The sequence below is a fragment of the Microbacterium sp. 4-7 genome (assembly GCF_014332665.1).
Classification (GTDB): domain Bacteria; phylum Actinomycetota; class Actinomycetes; order Actinomycetales; family Microbacteriaceae; genus Microbacterium.
The window spans coordinates 277,328-292,659 of record NZ_MCRH01000004.1 but is presented as its reverse complement, the minus strand read 5'-3'; the positions used below and the strand labels follow the sequence as shown (position 1 = coordinate 292,659).

17 protein-coding genes are annotated in these 15,332 nt (G+C 67.3%); 13 read left to right on the top strand and 4 right to left on the bottom strand.

All coding sequences use genetic code 11. The features are described from left to right. Window positions 1–214 precede the first annotated feature (214 nt). Genes BEP68_RS08530 through BEP68_RS08520 form a run of 3 tightly spaced genes read left to right on the top strand, consistent with a single transcriptional unit; the run spans window position 215 to window position 3,807 of the window. Entirely contained in the window at window positions 215–937 is a 723-nt protein-coding gene (locus tag BEP68_RS08530; RefSeq protein WP_187249719.1) for an alpha/beta hydrolase, read from the top strand. Further along, entirely contained in the window at window positions 930–2,603 is a 1,674-nt protein-coding gene (locus BEP68_RS08525) for an MFS transporter (protein WP_187249718.1), read from the top strand. Before BEP68_RS08530 ends, BEP68_RS08525 begins: the two co-directional genes overlap by 8 nt. After that, the gene (locus BEP68_RS08520; RefSeq protein WP_187249717.1) at window positions 2,593–3,807 is read left to right on the top strand and encodes a cupin domain-containing protein; all 1,215 of its coding nucleotides are present in this window, start codon (window positions 2,593–2,595) and stop codon (window positions 3,805–3,807) included. Before BEP68_RS08525 ends, BEP68_RS08520 begins: the two co-directional genes overlap by 11 nt. Before the next feature lie 20 nt (window positions 3,808–3,827). On the opposite strand, the gene BEP68_RS08515 is transcribed toward BEP68_RS08520, so the two are convergent. Together BEP68_RS08515 and BEP68_RS08510 are read right to left on the bottom strand one after the other, a co-directional pair. Further along, the gene (locus BEP68_RS08515) at window positions 3,828–5,081 is read right to left on the bottom strand and encodes an NAD(P)/FAD-dependent oxidoreductase (protein ID WP_222839251.1); all 1,254 of its coding nucleotides are present in this window, start codon (window positions 5,079–5,081) and stop codon (window positions 3,828–3,830) included. After that, entirely contained in the window at window positions 5,078–5,437 is a 360-nt protein-coding gene (locus tag BEP68_RS08510) for a UBP-type zinc finger domain-containing protein (protein ID WP_053096379.1), read from the bottom strand. The genes BEP68_RS08515 and BEP68_RS08510 overlap by 4 nt, the downstream gene beginning before the upstream one ends. Window positions 5,438–5,579: 142 nt before the next feature. On the opposite strand from BEP68_RS08510, the gene BEP68_RS08505 reads away from it, so the two are divergent. Together BEP68_RS08505 and BEP68_RS08500 are read left to right on the top strand one after the other, a co-directional pair. Then, a complete protein-coding gene (locus BEP68_RS08505) occupies window positions 5,580–6,557 on the top strand; it encodes a Dyp-type peroxidase (protein ID WP_053096378.1) in 978 nt (325 codons plus the stop codon). Window positions 6,558–6,618: 61 nt separating this feature from the next. Continuing rightward, window positions 6,619–6,963, top strand: a complete 345-nt coding sequence (locus BEP68_RS08500) for a hypothetical protein (protein ID WP_187249716.1) — start codon at window positions 6,619–6,621, stop codon at window positions 6,961–6,963. Window positions 6,964–6,972: 9 nt separating this feature from the next. Here the strand turns inward: BEP68_RS08500 and BEP68_RS08495 are convergent, their stop codons facing one another. Both BEP68_RS08495 and BEP68_RS08490 read right to left on the bottom strand, forming a co-directional pair. Beyond that, on the bottom strand, window positions 6,973–7,701 hold the full coding sequence (locus BEP68_RS08495) for a GAF and ANTAR domain-containing protein (protein ID WP_187249715.1): 729 nt from the start codon (window positions 7,699–7,701) through the stop codon (window positions 6,973–6,975). A 13-nt stretch (window positions 7,702–7,714) separates the two neighbouring features. Beyond that, on the bottom strand, window positions 7,715–8,050 hold the full coding sequence (locus tag BEP68_RS08490) for an ATP-dependent DNA ligase (RefSeq protein ID WP_187249714.1): 336 nt from the start codon (window positions 8,048–8,050) through the stop codon (window positions 7,715–7,717). Between the two features lie 262 nt (window positions 8,051–8,312). Here BEP68_RS08490 and BEP68_RS08485 point away from each other — a divergent pair, with 262 nt between their 5' ends. From BEP68_RS08485 to BEP68_RS08450, 8 genes are all read left to right on the top strand, one after another. Then, window positions 8,313–9,254, top strand: a complete 942-nt coding sequence (locus BEP68_RS08485; RefSeq protein WP_187249713.1) for a hypothetical protein — start codon at window positions 8,313–8,315, stop codon at window positions 9,252–9,254. A 78-nt stretch (window positions 9,255–9,332) separates the two neighbouring features. Next, window positions 9,333–9,707 (top strand): thiol-disulfide oxidoreductase DCC family protein, encoded by a 375-nt coding sequence (locus BEP68_RS08480; protein WP_056278854.1) that lies wholly within the window; start codon window positions 9,333–9,335, stop codon window positions 9,705–9,707. 136 nt (window positions 9,708–9,843) lie between these two features. Continuing rightward, window positions 9,844–10,071: a hypothetical protein gene (locus BEP68_RS08475; RefSeq protein WP_261987779.1), complete on the top strand. Its 228-nt coding sequence runs from the start codon at window positions 9,844–9,846 to the stop codon at window positions 10,069–10,071. Between the two features lie 83 nt (window positions 10,072–10,154). Then, window positions 10,155–10,373 (top strand): DUF2795 domain-containing protein, encoded by a 219-nt coding sequence (locus BEP68_RS08470; protein WP_187249711.1) that lies wholly within the window; start codon window positions 10,155–10,157, stop codon window positions 10,371–10,373. Between the two features lie 186 nt (window positions 10,374–10,559). Further along, window positions 10,560–10,898, top strand: a complete 339-nt coding sequence (locus tag BEP68_RS08465; protein ID WP_072591349.1) for an ATP-dependent DNA ligase — start codon at window positions 10,560–10,562, stop codon at window positions 10,896–10,898. Window positions 10,899–11,037: 139 nt separating this feature from the next. Then, complete coding sequence (locus tag BEP68_RS08460; protein WP_053099140.1) at window positions 11,038–12,675, top strand: sodium-dependent transporter; 1,638 nt, start codon at window positions 11,038–11,040, stop codon at window positions 12,673–12,675. Continuing rightward, window positions 12,672–12,806, top strand: a complete 135-nt coding sequence (locus tag BEP68_RS08455; RefSeq protein ID WP_072591348.1) for a methionine/alanine import family NSS transporter small subunit — start codon at window positions 12,672–12,674, stop codon at window positions 12,804–12,806. Before BEP68_RS08460 ends, BEP68_RS08455 begins: the two co-directional genes overlap by 4 nt. A gap of 100 nt (window positions 12,807–12,906) precedes the next feature. Beyond that, window positions 12,907–15,285 (top strand): glycoside hydrolase family 65 protein, encoded by a 2,379-nt coding sequence (locus BEP68_RS08450; RefSeq protein WP_187249710.1) that lies wholly within the window; start codon window positions 12,907–12,909, stop codon window positions 15,283–15,285. Window positions 15,286–15,332 lie beyond the last annotated feature (47 nt).

Genomic DNA, 15,332 nt, shown 5'->3' with positions numbered 1-15,332 from the left:
GATGGGCTCACCGTGTCGCTCTGCGTCGATGGATGCGGACGTCACATCCACCGAACTCGAGTACGCCCCATAGAAGCGTCTTCCGAGCAGCCGCACCAGGCGGAAAGCAGGCAGAAGTGAGGAACGACCGTCTTCGACTCCTGTCGCATGGTCGTGAGTCTGACGGTTCATAGATTCGTATTCAGTGGACGAAGGGACACGAGGTGACGCGATGATGAGCAGCAGCACGGTCGTCCTCGTGCACGGAGCCTTCCTCGACGCATCCGGTTGGTGGCCGGTCGTGCTCCGCCTGCTAGACGGCGGACACCGGGTGCTCGCTCCTCCGGTGACCGGCCGCAGCTTCCGCGGCGACTGCGACTACATCCGCACGATCGTCGAGCACGTCGACGGAGAGGTGCTGCTCGTCGGACACGGGTATGGCGCGGCCGTCATCACGGTCGTCGGCGAGGCGGCGAACGTCTCAGGGCTGCTCTTCATCGCGGGCTATGCGCTGGAACGGGGCGAGAGCATCGCCGAGATGCGAGACCTCTTCGCGCCGGCAGAGGCATCCGCGCATCTCGTGGCCACCGTGTTCCCGGGTGAAGACGGCGCACGGCGAACGGAGCTGACCGTCGCACCCGACCAGTTCGCGCGCCTTCTCGCGCAGGGCCTTCCCGCCGACGAATCGGGAGTCCTCGCGGTCTCACAGCGCCCGATCTCCGACTCCGTGTTCGCCGAGCGGGCGTCCGGCGCGGGCTGGAGCGTGACGCCGAGCTGGGGCGTCGTGGCGACTCACGACCGTCTCATCAGCCCGCACCTCCAGCGCTTCGGATATCGGCGAGCGGGATGTCGAGCGGTGAGGGAGCTGGACGCACCGCACCTGGTCACGCAGACGCACGCCGCGGAGATCGTGCGGTTCATCGACAGCATCCTCGACGAGATCGAGACCCGTGGCTGAGCAGCAGGGGAGTGCTGTCGACCCCCGCCCCGGTTGGACGGCGGGGTTCGCGCCGCTCGCCGTCCCGATCTTCCGCCTGGTGTGGCTGGCATCGATCGTCAGCAACATCGGCAGCTGGATGCAGACCGTCGGCGCTCAATGGCTCCTGGTGCAGGACGACAGCTCGCCGCTGCTCGTCGCGCTCGTGCAGACGGCATCGGCAGCGCCCGTGCTCCTGTTCGCGATCCCGGCCGGCGTCATCGGCGAGTTCCTCAACCGTCGGCGCGTCCTTCTCTGGTCGCAGACGGTCCAACTCGCCGTCGTGCTGGGTCTCACGTATCTGACCGCGGTCGGCCAGACGACCACGACCATCCTGCTGGCGTCGACGTTCGTGCTGGGGACGGTCTCGGCCATCCAGCTGCCGGCATTCCAGGCACTCGTGCCGGACATCGTGCCACCGAAGCTCCTGATCGATGCGGCGAGCCTCTCCTCGATCGGCGTGAACATCGCCCGCGCGGTGGGACCGGCGATCGCCGGCCTCGTGGTCGCCCAGTTCGGCGTCGCCGCGGTCTTCCTGCTCAATGCGCTCTCCTTCCTGGTGTTCCTGGGCGTGCTGCTCTTCTGGAAGACCTACAGTCCGCCGGTGGCTCGGCCCGAGCCCTTCGTCGATGCGACGCGGGCCGGCATCCGCTACATCCGCCACTCGCGGATCGTCCGCCGCATCCTGCTGCGGCTCGCCGTCTTCCTGATACCGGCGAACGCGCTCTGGGCGCTGCTGCCGACCATCGCCAAGAACTCGCTCGGGTTCTCTGCGAGTGGCTACGGCCTTCTGCTGGCAGCGCTGGGAGCAGGATCGATCGTCGGTGCGTTCGTGCTTCCGTGGGCGCGGCGCGTCGCAGCGGTCAACGGTGTGGTGCTGACCTCGTCCGTGGTCTTCGGGGCGGGACTCGTGGTCCTCGTGACCTCGCCGACCCTGTGGATCACCTTTCCGGCGCTCGTGGCGACCGGTCTCGCCTGGATCGGGGTGATCGCGACCATCAACGGCACGGTGCAGGCGTTCCTGCCCGTCTGGGTGCGTACGCGCGGCCTGTCGTTCTACCAGCTCGTCCTCTTCGGCTGCACGGCCGCCGGGTCTGCGGGCGCGGGCGTGCTCGCGTCCGTGTGGGATCCCGGGCTCGTGGTCATCGGGGCCGGGATCCTCTGCGGCCTGGGCGGACTCTCCCTGCTCGTGTGGCCCATGCCGGCGACGAGCGGCATCGGCCGCGGCATCGTGGAGGTGCCGGGGGTCGAGGACCGGCCCCGCCCGGACGGTGCTGACGACGCGCCCGTTCTGGTGGTCATCCGGTATCGCATTCCGGTCGAGCGGAGACAGGAGTTCCTCGACACGATGACCGGCGTGCAGCAGACCCGTCTGCGGACGGGGGCGCGGGGGTGGCAGGTGTACGTCGACGCCGACGACCCGGGGTCGGTCATCGAGGCGTACTCCGTCGGCTCGTGGCGCGAGCACGTGAGTCAACACGAAGGTCGCACCACCGACTTCGACGCCCAGCAGATCGCCCGTGCGCGCGCGATGAGCACCCAGGAGCTCGAGGTGACGCACCTGCTCGCCATCCCCCTGCCTCACCACCGCGGCGTCGAGAAGCGCCGCACCCGCGACAAGAGACGGAGCATCCCGCATGGAACGTGACGACAACCCCACCACTCACCCCGAGATCCCGTCGCTGGGCGACCCCGATCTGCCGCAGGAGGGGGAGGTGAACATCGCCGACCGCCCGCAGAGCAACACGATGACCGGTCCGCAGAACGAGGTCATCGAGTCGCAGTTCCCGAACCAGATGCACGCGCCGGCGACGGACATCAGCACGCAGCCGTTCTTCTGGTCCTCGTTCAACATCTCACCCCGCCGGGTGCAGCGCGGCGGGTGGGGGGCGCGGGAGCTCACGAAGCAGGACTTCCACATCTCCGACGAGATCGCCGGGGTCAACATGTACCTCGAGCCGGGCGGCATCCGCGAACTGCACTGGCACCAGACCGCCGAATGGGCGGTCATGACCCGCGGCAAGGCGCGCGTGACGACTCTCAGCAGATCGGGTCTGCCCGCGGTGGAGGATGTCGAAGAGGGCGACCTGTGGTTCTTCCCGGCGGGCACCCCGCACTCCCTGCAGGGTCACGGGCCGGACGGGGCGGAGTTCGTGCTGGCGTTCGATGACGGCGACCAGTCCGAGTCGAACACACTGCTGCTGACCGACTGGTTCGCACACACCCCGCCCGAGGTCCTCGCGAAGAACTTCGGCGTCGCGCAGTCGGTCTTCTCCGACATCCCGCTGCACAACCTCTGGATCTTCCCCGGCGAAGAGCCACCCGCGCTCGACATCGACCAGGCCGCCGCGGGCGTGGAATGGGGCATGGAACCGGTCATCTTCCGGCTATCGCGCTCGAAGCCGCTGTATGAGAACTCCGGTGGATCCATCCAGATCGCCGACTCGACGAACTACGCCTACTCGAGCACGGTCGCTGCAGCGCTCGTGACGGTCGAGCCGGGATCCATGCGGGAGCTGCACTGGCACCCGAACGCCGACGAATGGCAGTACTACCTGCGCGGCTCCGCCCGCATGACCGTCTTCAACACCGGCCCCCATGCGAACACGACCGACTTCCGCGCCGGTGACGTGGGCGTGGTCAGGAAGAATCTCGGCCATTACATCGAGAACACCGGCGACGACGTGCTGCAGTTCCTCGAGGTGTTCCGCACCGACAAGTACGAGGAGATCTCGCTCGCGAACTGGCTCTCCCACGTGCCCCCGCAGCTCGTCTCCGCCCATCTGAACATCGACCCCGCGGTGCTGGCGACGTTCCCCCGCGGAGCACAGGGCATCACACCACTGCGCTGATCAGCGCCCTCCGAGCGCGATCAGCGTTGAGCGCCTTCGGCGAGGTATCGGTGGATGAGGGTGACGGCCATCGCGCCCTCGCCGACGGCGGATGCGACGCGCTTGACGGAGTTCGCACGGACGTCGCCGGCCGCGAAGATCCCGGGCACGGATGTCTCGAGGTAGTAGGGCGAGCGATCCAGCGGCCACTTCTGCAGGTCGTCGGAGGAGAGGTCCACGCCGGTGAGCAGGAACCCGCGACTGTCGAGCTGCACATCCGTCGTCGCCGCCCACTCGGTGTTGGGAGCCCCGCCGATGCAGACGAACAGGTGGGTCGCGGGCACGCGTGTGGTCCTGCCCGCCTGGTCGAGGGTGATCTCCCGCAGATGCTCGTCTCCGTCGACCGCGACGACGCGGGTGTGGACGAGGATGGTGACGTTGCTCTGCGCGGCGAGCCGGTCGAGCAGATAGGCCGACATGGTCGACGAGAGCGAGGGGCCGCGGACGACGACAGTGACGTGCGCCGCGTGGGCCGCGAGGTTCATGGCCGCCTGTCCTGCGGAGTTGGCGCCGCCGACGACGTACACGTGCTGACCGATGCAGGCGGAGGCTTCGCTGGTGCCCGCGCCGTAGTAGATGCCGGCACCGCGGAAGCCCTGCTCGCCGTCGAGGCCGAGTCTGCGCCACTGCACGCCGGTGGCGCAGAGCGCCGCGCGTGCATGGATCTCCGATCCGTCGGCGAGCCGAGCCCGCACGTCGTGGTCCCTGAACGTGCGGGCGATGCCGTACCTCATGACGATGAGTTCGGCGCCGAAGGAGAGCGCCTGCCGGCGGGCGCGCTCGGCGAGCTCCGCCCCGGCGATCCCCCCGGGGAAACCGAGGTAGTTCTCGATGAGGCTGCTGAAACCGGCCTGCCCGCCGACGGCGTCGCGCTCTACGACGGCGACGCTGAGACCCTCGGATGCCGCGTAGACGGCGGCCGAGAGTCCGGCGGGTCCTGCTCCGTAGATGATGAGGTCGTACGTCGACTGCGCCGGAGGCTTCACCCAGCCGAGAGCCGCAGCGACCTGCTCGGGATTCGGGTCCTCCAACACGGCGCCTTCGGGAAGGACGACCAGCGGTAGTCGCCTGCCGGTCAGGTCGATTCCTGCCGCCGCGGCGGCACCTCGGGGAACCATGATCGGCAGGAACGGAACCTCGCTGCGGGTCAGATAGTCGCGCAACGCGAAAGCCTGCGGCCCGTCGGCGTCGGCGATGAGACGCAGGGGCGACCGCTGGTCGGGTGCCTCGGTCACGCGTCGCCTGCGAGCTGCTCCTGCCAGTCCGCAGGCACGCGCTCAGCCGGGCCGGGGGTGGTCTGCGACCGCGGATGGCTGTGCGGGGGAGCGAGGACGGGACCGTCGAAGGCTGTCTCGGTGCCGAAGTCCCAGAACCAGTCCTCACCGGGCTCGAAGCTCTGGATCACTCGATGGCCGCTCGTGTGCGCGTGCTTCGTCGCATGCTTGTGCAAGGAGTCGTCGCAGCATCCGATGTGCCCGCAGTAGGCGCACCGGCGCAGATGCAGCCACCACGAGCCGATCGCCTCGCAGTCCAGACACCCTGGGCCGGAGGGGGGAACGTCCGCCCGGATGAAGTCGCTGACGTCGCTCATGGGTGCATCTCCTGTCGTCGGTATGCCGTCGGGGTCATGATGTCGGGATTCCGTGTCGTACTCAAGGGTGCCCGCGGGAGTCCTCATGTTCCTTCGACACCCGTCGAAGCCGTGCTCGTCGACATCCTCTAGGTTCGGGGAGGTGAGCACCTCTTCCTCCCGCCGGGTCCCGATCGAATCGCAGAAGGTCGATGCGCCGCTGACGTCCAGCGCGACGTTCCTCGTGCTGCAGATCGCTGACGGAGCGGATGCCGCGTCGACCGCGCGCGACGCGATCGCCGGTATCGATGACCTCGTGAAGAACGTCGGATTCCGTGATCTCGACGCGATGCTGTCGTGCACGGTCGGCATCGGAGCCGCGGCGTGGCCGCGCCTCACCGCGCGCCGGGTTCCGGCGGAGCTGCACCCCTTCGCACCGGTCGTCGGCCCGGTGCACACCGCGCCGGGCACGCCCGGGGATCTCCTCTTCCATATCCGTGCGAACCGCCAGGATCTCGTGTTCGAGTTCGAGCGCCAGTTGCTCGACGTGCTGGGCGACGCCGTGACCGTGGTCGACGAGACCTCGGGATTCCGGTATTTCGACGTGCGCGACCTGCTCGGCTTCGTCGACGGGACCGCGAACCCGGTGGGGAACGCCGTCGCCGAGTCGACGCTGGTGGGCGCAGAGGACGGTGATCACGTCGGGGGCAGCTACGTCGTCGTCCAGCGATATCTGCACGACCTCGGTCAGTGGCAGGCGCTGACGACCGAGCAGCAGGAGGCCGTGATCGGCCGCAAGAAGGCCGACAATGTCGAGCTCGACGATGCGGCCGTCGGGCAGAAGTCCCACAAGACCCTCGCCACGATCGTGGTCGACGGTGTCGAGCACGACATCCTTCGTGACAACATGCCTTTCGGCAGCCCGGGCTCGTCGTCCTTCGGCACCTACTTCATCGGATACTCGCGCTACCTGTGGGTCATCGAGAAGATGCTCGAGAACATGTTCATCGGTGACCCGCCCGGCGCCTACGACCGACTCCTTGACTTCTCCCGCGCCACGACCGGCAGCACCTTCTTCGCGCCGTCCGCGGACTTCCTCAGCGGGCTCGCCGACGAGCCGATGCCCGTGCAGCGCATCTGACGGCAGACGAGCGGACAAGAGTCACCTCCCCTCCCGCGCCGCACGCGCGTAGCGTTGATATATGGGAAGACTCTTCTACGGAGCCGCTCAGCCGCCGATCCTCATCGAGGACCGAGCGTTGGCTCACCTCAAGATCGTCGTCACGACGAAGCTGCGCCGCAACGAGAGCTTCACCCTGTCGTGGATCCACAAGGACGGCGAGGTCCCCGGTCGATCGACCATCTGGCTGCATCCATCGATCCCGCTGCGCTTCGTGTTCGACGAGACGGAGGCGCCGACGCTGAACCGTCGGTGGATCGAGGAGCTCTCTCAGACACTCAGCAGCACGGGCGGCGTCTGCCTGACTGCGGAGATCATTGATGCCACCGAAGGCGGCGAATCGGAACGCGCAGGCAGAGGGCGGTGACCGACTCGCTCACAGGGTGAGGCGGCGGTCGACGATCTGCTGCGCGACATCGTGCAGTCGCCCACCGACAGAGCGCGCGTGTCGTCGAAGGATGGTGAAGGCATCGTCGATGGAGACGCTGCGCTGAAACGACAGCGCGCCCTTCGCCTGCTCGATCACGATCCTGCTGTCGAGCGCGTGCTGAAGCTGCGCGGTGCGGTCGGCGTGCGCGCGGAGCGTGCGATGCTGCACCAGACCGATCGTGGCGAACTCGCCGAGTGCCTGAGCGACGGCCGCATCCTGGTCGGTGAGCACGCCGACCCTGTCGAAGAAGAGGTTCAGCGCACCGAGATGCTGATCGCGAAGCGAGAGCGGCACCGCGTAGCCGGCGCGAAGGCCGCGTCGCACCGCGAGAGGAGCGAACTCGGGCCAGCGATCGGCGCTCGCCCGCAGATCGGGTGTCTCCACCACGCGCCCGGACCGGAAGCTGTCGAGGCAGGGGCCCTGCTCGATGCCGAGCTCTGCCTCCTCCACATCGCTCGCGCGCTCACTCGTCGAGCCCAGCACGTGGAGTTGTCCTCCGGCATCGGCCAGGACGATGCCGGCGTCGACCGCAGGGGTGAAGTGCGTCGCGGCCTCGACGAGAAGGTCCACGGTGTCGATGACGTCATAGTCCGGATCCAGAGCGTCAGCCAGGCGGCGGAAGACAGCGGTCAGGTCGTTCGGCGAGTGCGGGTCGCGGATCACATCGAACGGCATTCGGATGCGATCCTCAACTCACGCCCACGGCATGGCCCTGCTCTGCGCCCACGTTCTCGGGTTCGTGAACCAGATACAGTCCGGACGGCGCATTCGCGGTGAACGCGAGCGCGTCGATCCAGTGCCGATTGAGCTCGGGGACTTTGCCGCCGGTGTACTTGAAGACGAGGTTGCAGCCGGGGTGCATCCAGACCGAACTCCGACCTCCGCCGATGCTGGCGTCCTCCCTCCAGGTGAAGAGGAACGGCTCGCCGCGGCGCAGCTTCGTCGTCATCACGATCTGCAGATGATGGAGCGCGCGGTCGTCGATCTCCACCTTCTGATTTCCCTCGTACACGAACTTGCCCATGATGGGACGTCCCTTCGTAGATCTCCTTCTGTGCCCAGACCTACAGGGGTGGGGTGCCCCCCGCAAGGCCCTTGCAGACCGATCGAGAGTGTTCCTGCGCCGTTCGCAGGCGTCTCGGTCGGACGCCTTTTACGCCCGGAACCTCGATTTCGGCAAGGGTGCTGGAACGGCTTTCTCACCCCATTAGACCAGTGCTCACCAATCCAGCGGATCGGTCGACGAAGTCGTCCGATCCGAGACGACCCCGCACGAAGGAGCACTGATGTCGGACACTTATGGCACGACGAGCCTGAGCGGCTCGGACGCGCATCACGAGCAGGATTCAGGGAAGGCGGAGGCTGCCAAGAACGAGGCGGCCGGTCTTGCCGACACGGCCGGCACTCAGGCGAAGGACCTGATGGGCACCGCCAAGGAAGAGGCGGCGAGCGTCGTCGGCGAGGCCAAGACGCAGGCGAAGGACCTGTACGCGCAGACCACCCGTGAGCTGAAGGAGCAGGCGCACACGCAGCAGCAGCGCCTCGCCGGTGGGCTTCGGTCGGTCAGCGACGAACTCGGTTCGATGGCTGCGAACTCGGAGGGCAGCGGTGTCGCGAGCGATCTGGTGCAGCAGGTCGCCGGGCGACTGTCGGGCGCGGCGAGCTGGCTCGGGGACCGGGATCCGGCCTCCGTGCTCACGGAGGTGAAGCGGTATGCGAGACGCAAGCCCGGAACCTTCATCCTCGGGGCGGCGATCGTCGGCGTCGCTGTCGGCAGGCTCACCCGAGCGCTGGCATCGAACTCGAGCGAGGTCGCCAACTGCAGGCGGGCATCGCCGCAGAGCGGGAGATCCGCCTTCCTCCGAGGGACACACGCAAGAGCGACAAGGCCGCAGAGAAGGAGCGGCAGGACATCGACGAGGCCCGCCGCATCCGCGAGCATGCCGATGCAGAATCGGGGCACCGCGAATCCGACGGGTCCGACCGTCGATGACCGATCAGCGTGCGGTCGGCGGAAGCTTGTCCACGCCGTGCCGGTTCGGCTTGTCGGGCTCCGCGGCGGTATCGGGAGACACGTGTGCGGGTCCGGTCGGCCCCGCTTCGGACGTCGGATAGTGCGGCTCGTCGATCTCGACGGCCTTGTCTCGCTCGTCGAGAGGAGGCAGATGGTCGAGCGGTTGCTTGATGTCGTCTGGGTGGCTCATGCCTACAGGCTCCGCCACCGGTGACGTGGGCGACCAGGGGCTTGTCATCGAAAGGATGATGTGGTGGGCGACTGCTCTCCGGTGAGGCGTAGGGTCGATTCCATGCACGCCCGGCCACTTCTCGTCTATGACGGCGATTGCGCGTTCTGCACCACGTGGGTGCAACGACTCGAACGCTGGCTCGGCAGGTTTCCCGAGGCTCAGCCGTGGCAATGGCTCGACCTCGATGAAATCGGACTGAGTTCCGCGGATGTCACCCGCTACGCGTGGCTGCTGGTCGGCGCGCGTCGGATGCGCGGACATGCTGCCTTCGCAGGATTGCTCCGCATGCAGCGATCCCGGCTGCTGCGCTTCGCCGGCGTGCTCCTCGTCACGCCCCCGTTCTCCTGGGTCGCTGCGCTGGGCTATTCGCTGATCGCGCGCTTCCGACACCGTCTTCCCGGCGGCACGGCCGCCTGTGCGCTTCCGCGGGCCTGAGACAGCACCCGACGATCCTCCGGTTGTCAACGCCCCTTCACCCGGGCGGGCGCTCACCTAGCATCGCCGGATGGGACGCCTCAGGTATGACAGCACACTCGACCCGATCGTCATCGACGATGTGACGCTCGCGCACATGAAGATCGTCGTCGGCACGAAGCTCAGGCGGCAGGAGAGCTTCATGATGTCCTGGATCCCGGGAGACGATTCCCGCGACGGCCGACTGACCGCATGGATTCATCCGAGCATTCCGCTCGTCCTGGCGTTCGACAGCGTCGAGCCGATTCACGTGGATCCCGAGCGCGTGTCACGGATGATGAACAGCCTCAACGCTCACGGAGAACTGCTGATCGAGGATATGTAGGCCGCTCACACCACTTACATCGGGATCCCGTCGGCTGTCAAGAGAGGCGAAGTTCGGGCCGCGCGGTCCGAAGAATGAACCGCATGAACCCATCGCCCCATGCGCTTGCCGCCCACCCCTCCTCCGACATGAGACTCGCACGGACCCTCCGGAGCATCGACTACCCCGCGACCAAGGATGATCTGCTGAGGATCGCCGTCGTCGATCATCTCGAGGTCGCGACCATCGACGCTATCCACGAGCTGCCCGCCCGCGACTATCACGGAGTCGCCGAGGTGCTGAAGACGCTCGATGGCGCCTGACTGACCCGCGGGCACCGCGCAGGGTGAGGGCGAACTTGTCAATACCCTGCGATAGCGCCCGCTGTCTTCCTAACCTGGCACCATGTCCGACCTCACCGGCGCGCCACTGACGCTCACGTGGCCGCACGAATCCGATACATCGTCGCCGTCGCGACTCACCATGCACGCGCCGCAGGGAGGTGCATGATGGGCAGATTCATCTATGAGGGCTCGATCAGGATCGAGATCGAGGATCGCGCGCTCAGTCACCTGCAGCTCGTTATCACCGCGAAGCTCCGACGAGCCGAGCCCTTCAACTTCAGCTGGCGCGAGGATCAGAGCATCGGGGGAGGCCGCACCACCGTCTGGCTGCACCCGGGGAGTGCGCTGGTCTATCGGTTCCTCGGCAGCAGGCAGCCATCGATCAACCGGCGGTGGGTCGATGCGCTCGCATTCACCGCGAATGCCCCGACCGGGCTGTACCTGGTCGCAGAGCCGGATGAGCTGTCATCGGGGGAGAAGCTCGGAGTGCCCGCCGACCTGTAGCCGCCAGCTGCCGCGATCCTCGGTGTGAAAACGGGGCGTGCTTACGGGCATCGCCGCATCCTTGCGACGATCCGAGAGCGGCGAGATCGGCACGAGAATCGCCACGTCTCGTCACGCTGACTCCGGTAACCTCATGCGCATGGCCACCGCAACGACGCAGACCCCGAAACGCGAGGCCTTCGGCTCGCGCAACGTCTTCATCCTCTCTGCGATCGGCTCTGCCGTCGGGCTGGGGAACATCTGGAGATTCCCCTACGTGGCGTACGAAGGCGGAGGCGGGGCGTTCCTCATCCCGTATCTGTGTGCGCTTCTCACTGCCGGAATCCCGCTCCTTTTCTTCGACTACGCGATCGGCCACCGGTTCCGCGGCTCCGCGCCGTTGGCCTTCCGACGGATGCACCGCAGGGCCGAGCCGCTCGGCTGGTGGCAGGTGCTCATCTGCGTGGTGATCGCGGTCTACTACGCGGTGATCATCGCGTGGGCTGCGATGTACACCTGGTTCTCGGCGCAGCTGACCTGGGGGCCGGGCAACGAGAACGACTTCTTCTTCATCGACTTCCTCCGCTCGGCCGATGTCGCCGAGGTGGGCATCTCGACGGACTTCGTGCCGCAGGTCGGCCTCCCGCTCGTGGCGGTCTGGCTGATCGTCATCGTCATCATGGCGCTGGGTGTGAAGCGCGGGATCGGCCGGGCGAACATGATCCTGATGCCTCTGCTCACGGTGATGTTCGCGATCCTCGTGGTGCAGTCGCTGTTCCTGCCGGGCGCCATGGACGGGCTGAACGCCTTCTTCACCCCCAACTGGGAAGCGCTCGGCGACCCGGCCGTCTGGGCATCGGCCTACGGCCACATCTTCTTCTCGCTGTCGGTGGCCTTCGGCATCATGGTGACCTACTCGTCGTACCTGAAGCGCAAGACCGACCTCACCGGTTCCGGTCTGGTCGTGGCGTTCGCGAACTCCGGCTTCGAGATCCTCGCGGGAATCGGCGTGTTCGCGGCCCTCGGCTTCATGGCGCAAGCACAGGGGACCGAGGTGGCCGGTGTCGCGTCGTCGGGAATCGGCCTGGCCTTCATCGCCTTCCCCACGATCGTCTCTCAGGCGGCAGGCGGCTCGATCATCGGCGTCCTCTTCTTCGGAGCGCTGGTCTTCGCGGGGGTGACCTCGCTCATCTCGATCCTCGAGGTGATCGTCGCGGCGCTGCAGGACAAGCTGGGCTGGGCGCGCATCCGCACGACGCTCACGGTGTCCATCCCGCTCGCGATCGTCTCGTTGGCACTGTTCTCGACGACCACCGCGCTGTCCGTGCTCGATACCGCTGACGCCTTCGTCAATGCCTTCGGCATCATGGCCGTCGCACTGGTCGCGGTGATCGTGGTCGCATGGCTGCTGCACAAGCTGCCGGCACTCGTCGACCACCTCGATCGTCGGTCGAGCTTCCGGGTCGGGCGAGTGTGGATGCTGCTCGTCGGCGCGCTCGCGCCCCTCGTGCTCGGGTACCTGCTCGTCACCGAGCTGATATCGAAGATCTCCGAGCCGTACGGCGGCTATCCGGGATGGTTCCTCGCCGTCTTCGGGTGGGGCATGGTCATCGCACTCGTCGTGATCGCACTGCTGCTCTCGGCGCTGCCATGGAGCGGTCGCTCCCACGCCAAGGATGATCCCGAGTACGACGAGTTCCTCACCGAGGAAGACTACGAACCGGATGCCGAGACCTCGTCGATCCCGCTGATCGCGACCTCGGAACCGCACGCGACGGAGAAGGGAGCGGGCGCATGACCACGACAGCGGTCGTCATGATGATCATCGCGATGGTCACGATCTGGGGCGGCCTCATCGCCGCCGTCGTGAACCTCGCTCGTCACCCCGAGGCAGCGGATTCGGAGCCGGCGCCGCCCGTCGAGCTCTGACCGTCTTACCTGCACGGGGAGCGGGAATCAACCCGCTCCCCACGTTCCTCGATCCTGACTACTTTCTCTTCCAGAAGCACTGTCGACGGAAGAGGAGCCCATGAGCAGGACGCGGCCGAGATTCGATATCGACGAGTGGAGCATCGGTGCCGACGGCATCGACGTCGAGAACCTCGCCCATGAGGAGTCCGTCTTCGGCCTCTCGAACGGTCATGTGGGCTGGCGGGGGAACCTCGACGAAGGCGACCCGCGCGGCGTCGCGGGAAGCTATCTGAACGGCCTCTTCGAAGAGCACCCGATGCCGTATGCCGAAGAGGGATACGGCTACCCCGAGTGCGGGCAGAGTGTGATCAACGCGGCCAACGGCCAGCTCATCCGGCTGATCGTCGGGGACGAGCCGTTCGATGTCCGTCGTGGATCGCTCACGTCGCACACCCGTCGACTCGACTTCCGCGCGGGAACTCTCGAACGCGAGGTCGAGTGGACCAGTCCGACCGGCCAGCGGGTGCGGATCCGGTCGACGAGGATCGTCTCCTTCGCGCACCGCTCCGTCGCAGCGGTGCACTACCGTGTGCAGGCGCTCGGCGGTCCGGCGGACGTCACCGTCATCTCCGAACTGCTGGCGAACGAGCCGCTGCCGATCACGCACGACGACCCCCGGGTGCAGGAGCTGCTGAGCGAGCCGCTCGAGGGGGTGGCCTCGGCCGCCGGCGCGGGTGCCGCCACCCTCGTGCACCGCACGAGGAAGAGCGGGCTCACGACCGCTGTCGCGATGGACCATCGCGTGAGCGGTTCTCCCCGGAACGAGCCGAGCGTCGAGACGGATGTCGATGCGACGGGCGACCGTGCGCGTACCACGGTGCGCGCATCCCTGGCTGCCGGAGAGACGCTCGAGATCGTCAAGCTCGTCGGTCATGAGTTCTCGTCCGACCTCTCGACCGCCGCCCTGCGGGACCGGGCCGAGACGGCGGTCGGCGACGCGCTGCGGGCCGGATGGGACGCACTGGTCGCCGATCAACGGGCACGGCTGGACGACTTCTGGGAGTGCGCCGACGTGCGGGTCGACGGACCGGCACGGCTGCAGCAGGCCGTGCGCTTCGCGCTCTTCCAGGTGTTCCAGGCCTCCACCCGCATGGAATTGCGATCCGTTCCGGGCAAGGGGCTGACCGGCTCCGGATACGAGGGGCACACCTTCTGGGACTTCGAGGCGTTCGTGCTCCCCGTCCTCACCTCGACCCTCCCGCACGCCGCCGAGCAGGCGCTGCGATGGCGACATTCCGTGCTCGACCGCGCTCGTGACAGGGCGGCGCAACTGCATCTGCAGGGTGCCGCGTTGCCGTGGCGAACCATCGACGGCAGAGAGTCGTCGGGGTACTGGCCTGCCAGCACGGCCGCGTTCCACATCAACGCCGATGTGGCCGGAGCGGTTCTGCACTACGTGCGGGCGACGGGCGATGCCGACTTCGAACGGGAGGCCGGCCTCGAGATCCTGGTCGAGACCGCTCGCCTCTGGGCCTCGCTCGGTCGGTGGGACCCGCACGGCGGCTTCCACATCGACGGCGTCACGGGGCCGGACGAGTACTCGGCCATCGCGAACGACAACGTCTTCACGAACCTGGCGGCTCAGAAGAACCTTCGAGGGGCGGCGGCCGCTGCCCGACGGCATCCGGAGGTCGCGTCGGAGCTCGAGGTCGTAGACGACGAGATCGCGAGGTGGGAACTCGCTGCCGCGGCGATGACGGTGCCCTTCGATGACGAACGGGGCGTGCACCCGCAGTCCGCCGGCTACACCGACCTCGAACGGTGGAACTTCGAGTCGACGGCGCCGGACGAATACCTGCTGCACGACCACTTCCCGTACTTCGACCTCTACCGCAAGCAGGTCGTGAAGCAGGCCGATCTGGTGCTCGCCCTGTTCTTCTCGCATGAGTCGTTCACCGCGGAGCAGAAGGAGCGTGCGTTCGAGTATTACGAGGCGATCACCGTGCGGGACTCATCGCTGTCGGCGGCGGCGCAGGCCGTGGTCGCCGCAGAGGTCGGTCACCTGGATCTCGCGCTCGACTACCTCGCCGAGGTCGCGACTCTCGATCTCGACGACCTTCATGGCAACACCGGTCAGGGGCTTCATGTCGCCGCTCTCGCGGGGGTCTGGACGGCCATCACCGCGGGCTTCGGCGGGATGCGCGACAGCGACAGCGGCCTGCGGTTCTGCCCGCGTCTTCCGTCCGAGATCGACGGGCTCGAGTTCGGGGTGCGCATCCACGGCTGCATCCTGCGTGTCGATGTCCGCCAGGCGGAGGCCACCTATCGGCTCGCCTCAGGCGACCCGGTCACCATCACCCACTACGACGAGCATGTGACCCTCGACGCCGGACATCCCGTCACCAGAGGGATTCCACCACTGCAGTCGCGGGGGCCGCAGCCCCGGCAGCCTCGAGGACGAGCGCCCCGACCGGCGCTCGAGGCGTTCAGCGCCTGAGGTGGCAGAGAGAGGAGACAGTCCTGTCGGATCGAACCATCGGTCGC

What these genes read in the sequence shown, in the direction of transcription:
- BEP68_RS08530 (WP_187249719.1), top strand. Translation starts at nt 215, where the DNA reads ATGAGCAGCAGCACGGTCGTCCTCGTGCACGGAGCCTTCCTCGACGCA.
- BEP68_RS08520 (WP_187249717.1), top strand. Translation starts at nt 2,593, where the DNA reads ATGGAACGTGACGACAACCCCACCACTCACCCCGAGATCCCGTCGCTG.
- BEP68_RS08510 (WP_053096379.1), bottom strand. Translation starts at nt 5,437, where the DNA reads ATGAGCGACGTCAGCGACTTCATCCGGGCGGACGTTCCCCCCTCCGGC.
- BEP68_RS08500 (WP_187249716.1), top strand. Translation starts at nt 6,619, where the DNA reads ATGGGAAGACTCTTCTACGGAGCCGCTCAGCCGCCGATCCTCATCGAG.
- BEP68_RS08495 (WP_187249715.1), bottom strand. Translation starts at nt 7,701, where the DNA reads ATGCCGTTCGATGTGATCCGCGACCCGCACTCGCCGAACGACCTGACC.
- BEP68_RS08490 (WP_187249714.1), bottom strand. Translation starts at nt 8,050, where the DNA reads ATGGGCAAGTTCGTGTACGAGGGAAATCAGAAGGTGGAGATCGACGAC.
- BEP68_RS08485 (WP_187249713.1), top strand. Translation starts at nt 8,313, where the DNA reads ATGTCGGACACTTATGGCACGACGAGCCTGAGCGGCTCGGACGCGCAT.
- BEP68_RS08480 (WP_056278854.1), top strand. Translation starts at nt 9,333, where the DNA reads ATGCACGCCCGGCCACTTCTCGTCTATGACGGCGATTGCGCGTTCTGC.
- BEP68_RS08475 (WP_261987779.1), top strand. Translation starts at nt 9,844, where the DNA reads ATGAAGATCGTCGTCGGCACGAAGCTCAGGCGGCAGGAGAGCTTCATG.
- BEP68_RS08470 (WP_187249711.1), top strand. Translation starts at nt 10,155, where the DNA reads ATGAACCCATCGCCCCATGCGCTTGCCGCCCACCCCTCCTCCGACATG.
- BEP68_RS08465 (WP_072591349.1), top strand. Translation starts at nt 10,560, where the DNA reads ATGGGCAGATTCATCTATGAGGGCTCGATCAGGATCGAGATCGAGGAT.
- BEP68_RS08460 (WP_053099140.1), top strand. Translation starts at nt 11,038, where the DNA reads ATGGCCACCGCAACGACGCAGACCCCGAAACGCGAGGCCTTCGGCTCG.
- BEP68_RS08455 (WP_072591348.1), top strand. Translation starts at nt 12,672, where the DNA reads ATGACCACGACAGCGGTCGTCATGATGATCATCGCGATGGTCACGATC.
- BEP68_RS08450 (WP_187249710.1), top strand. Translation starts at nt 12,907, where the DNA reads ATGAGCAGGACGCGGCCGAGATTCGATATCGACGAGTGGAGCATCGGT.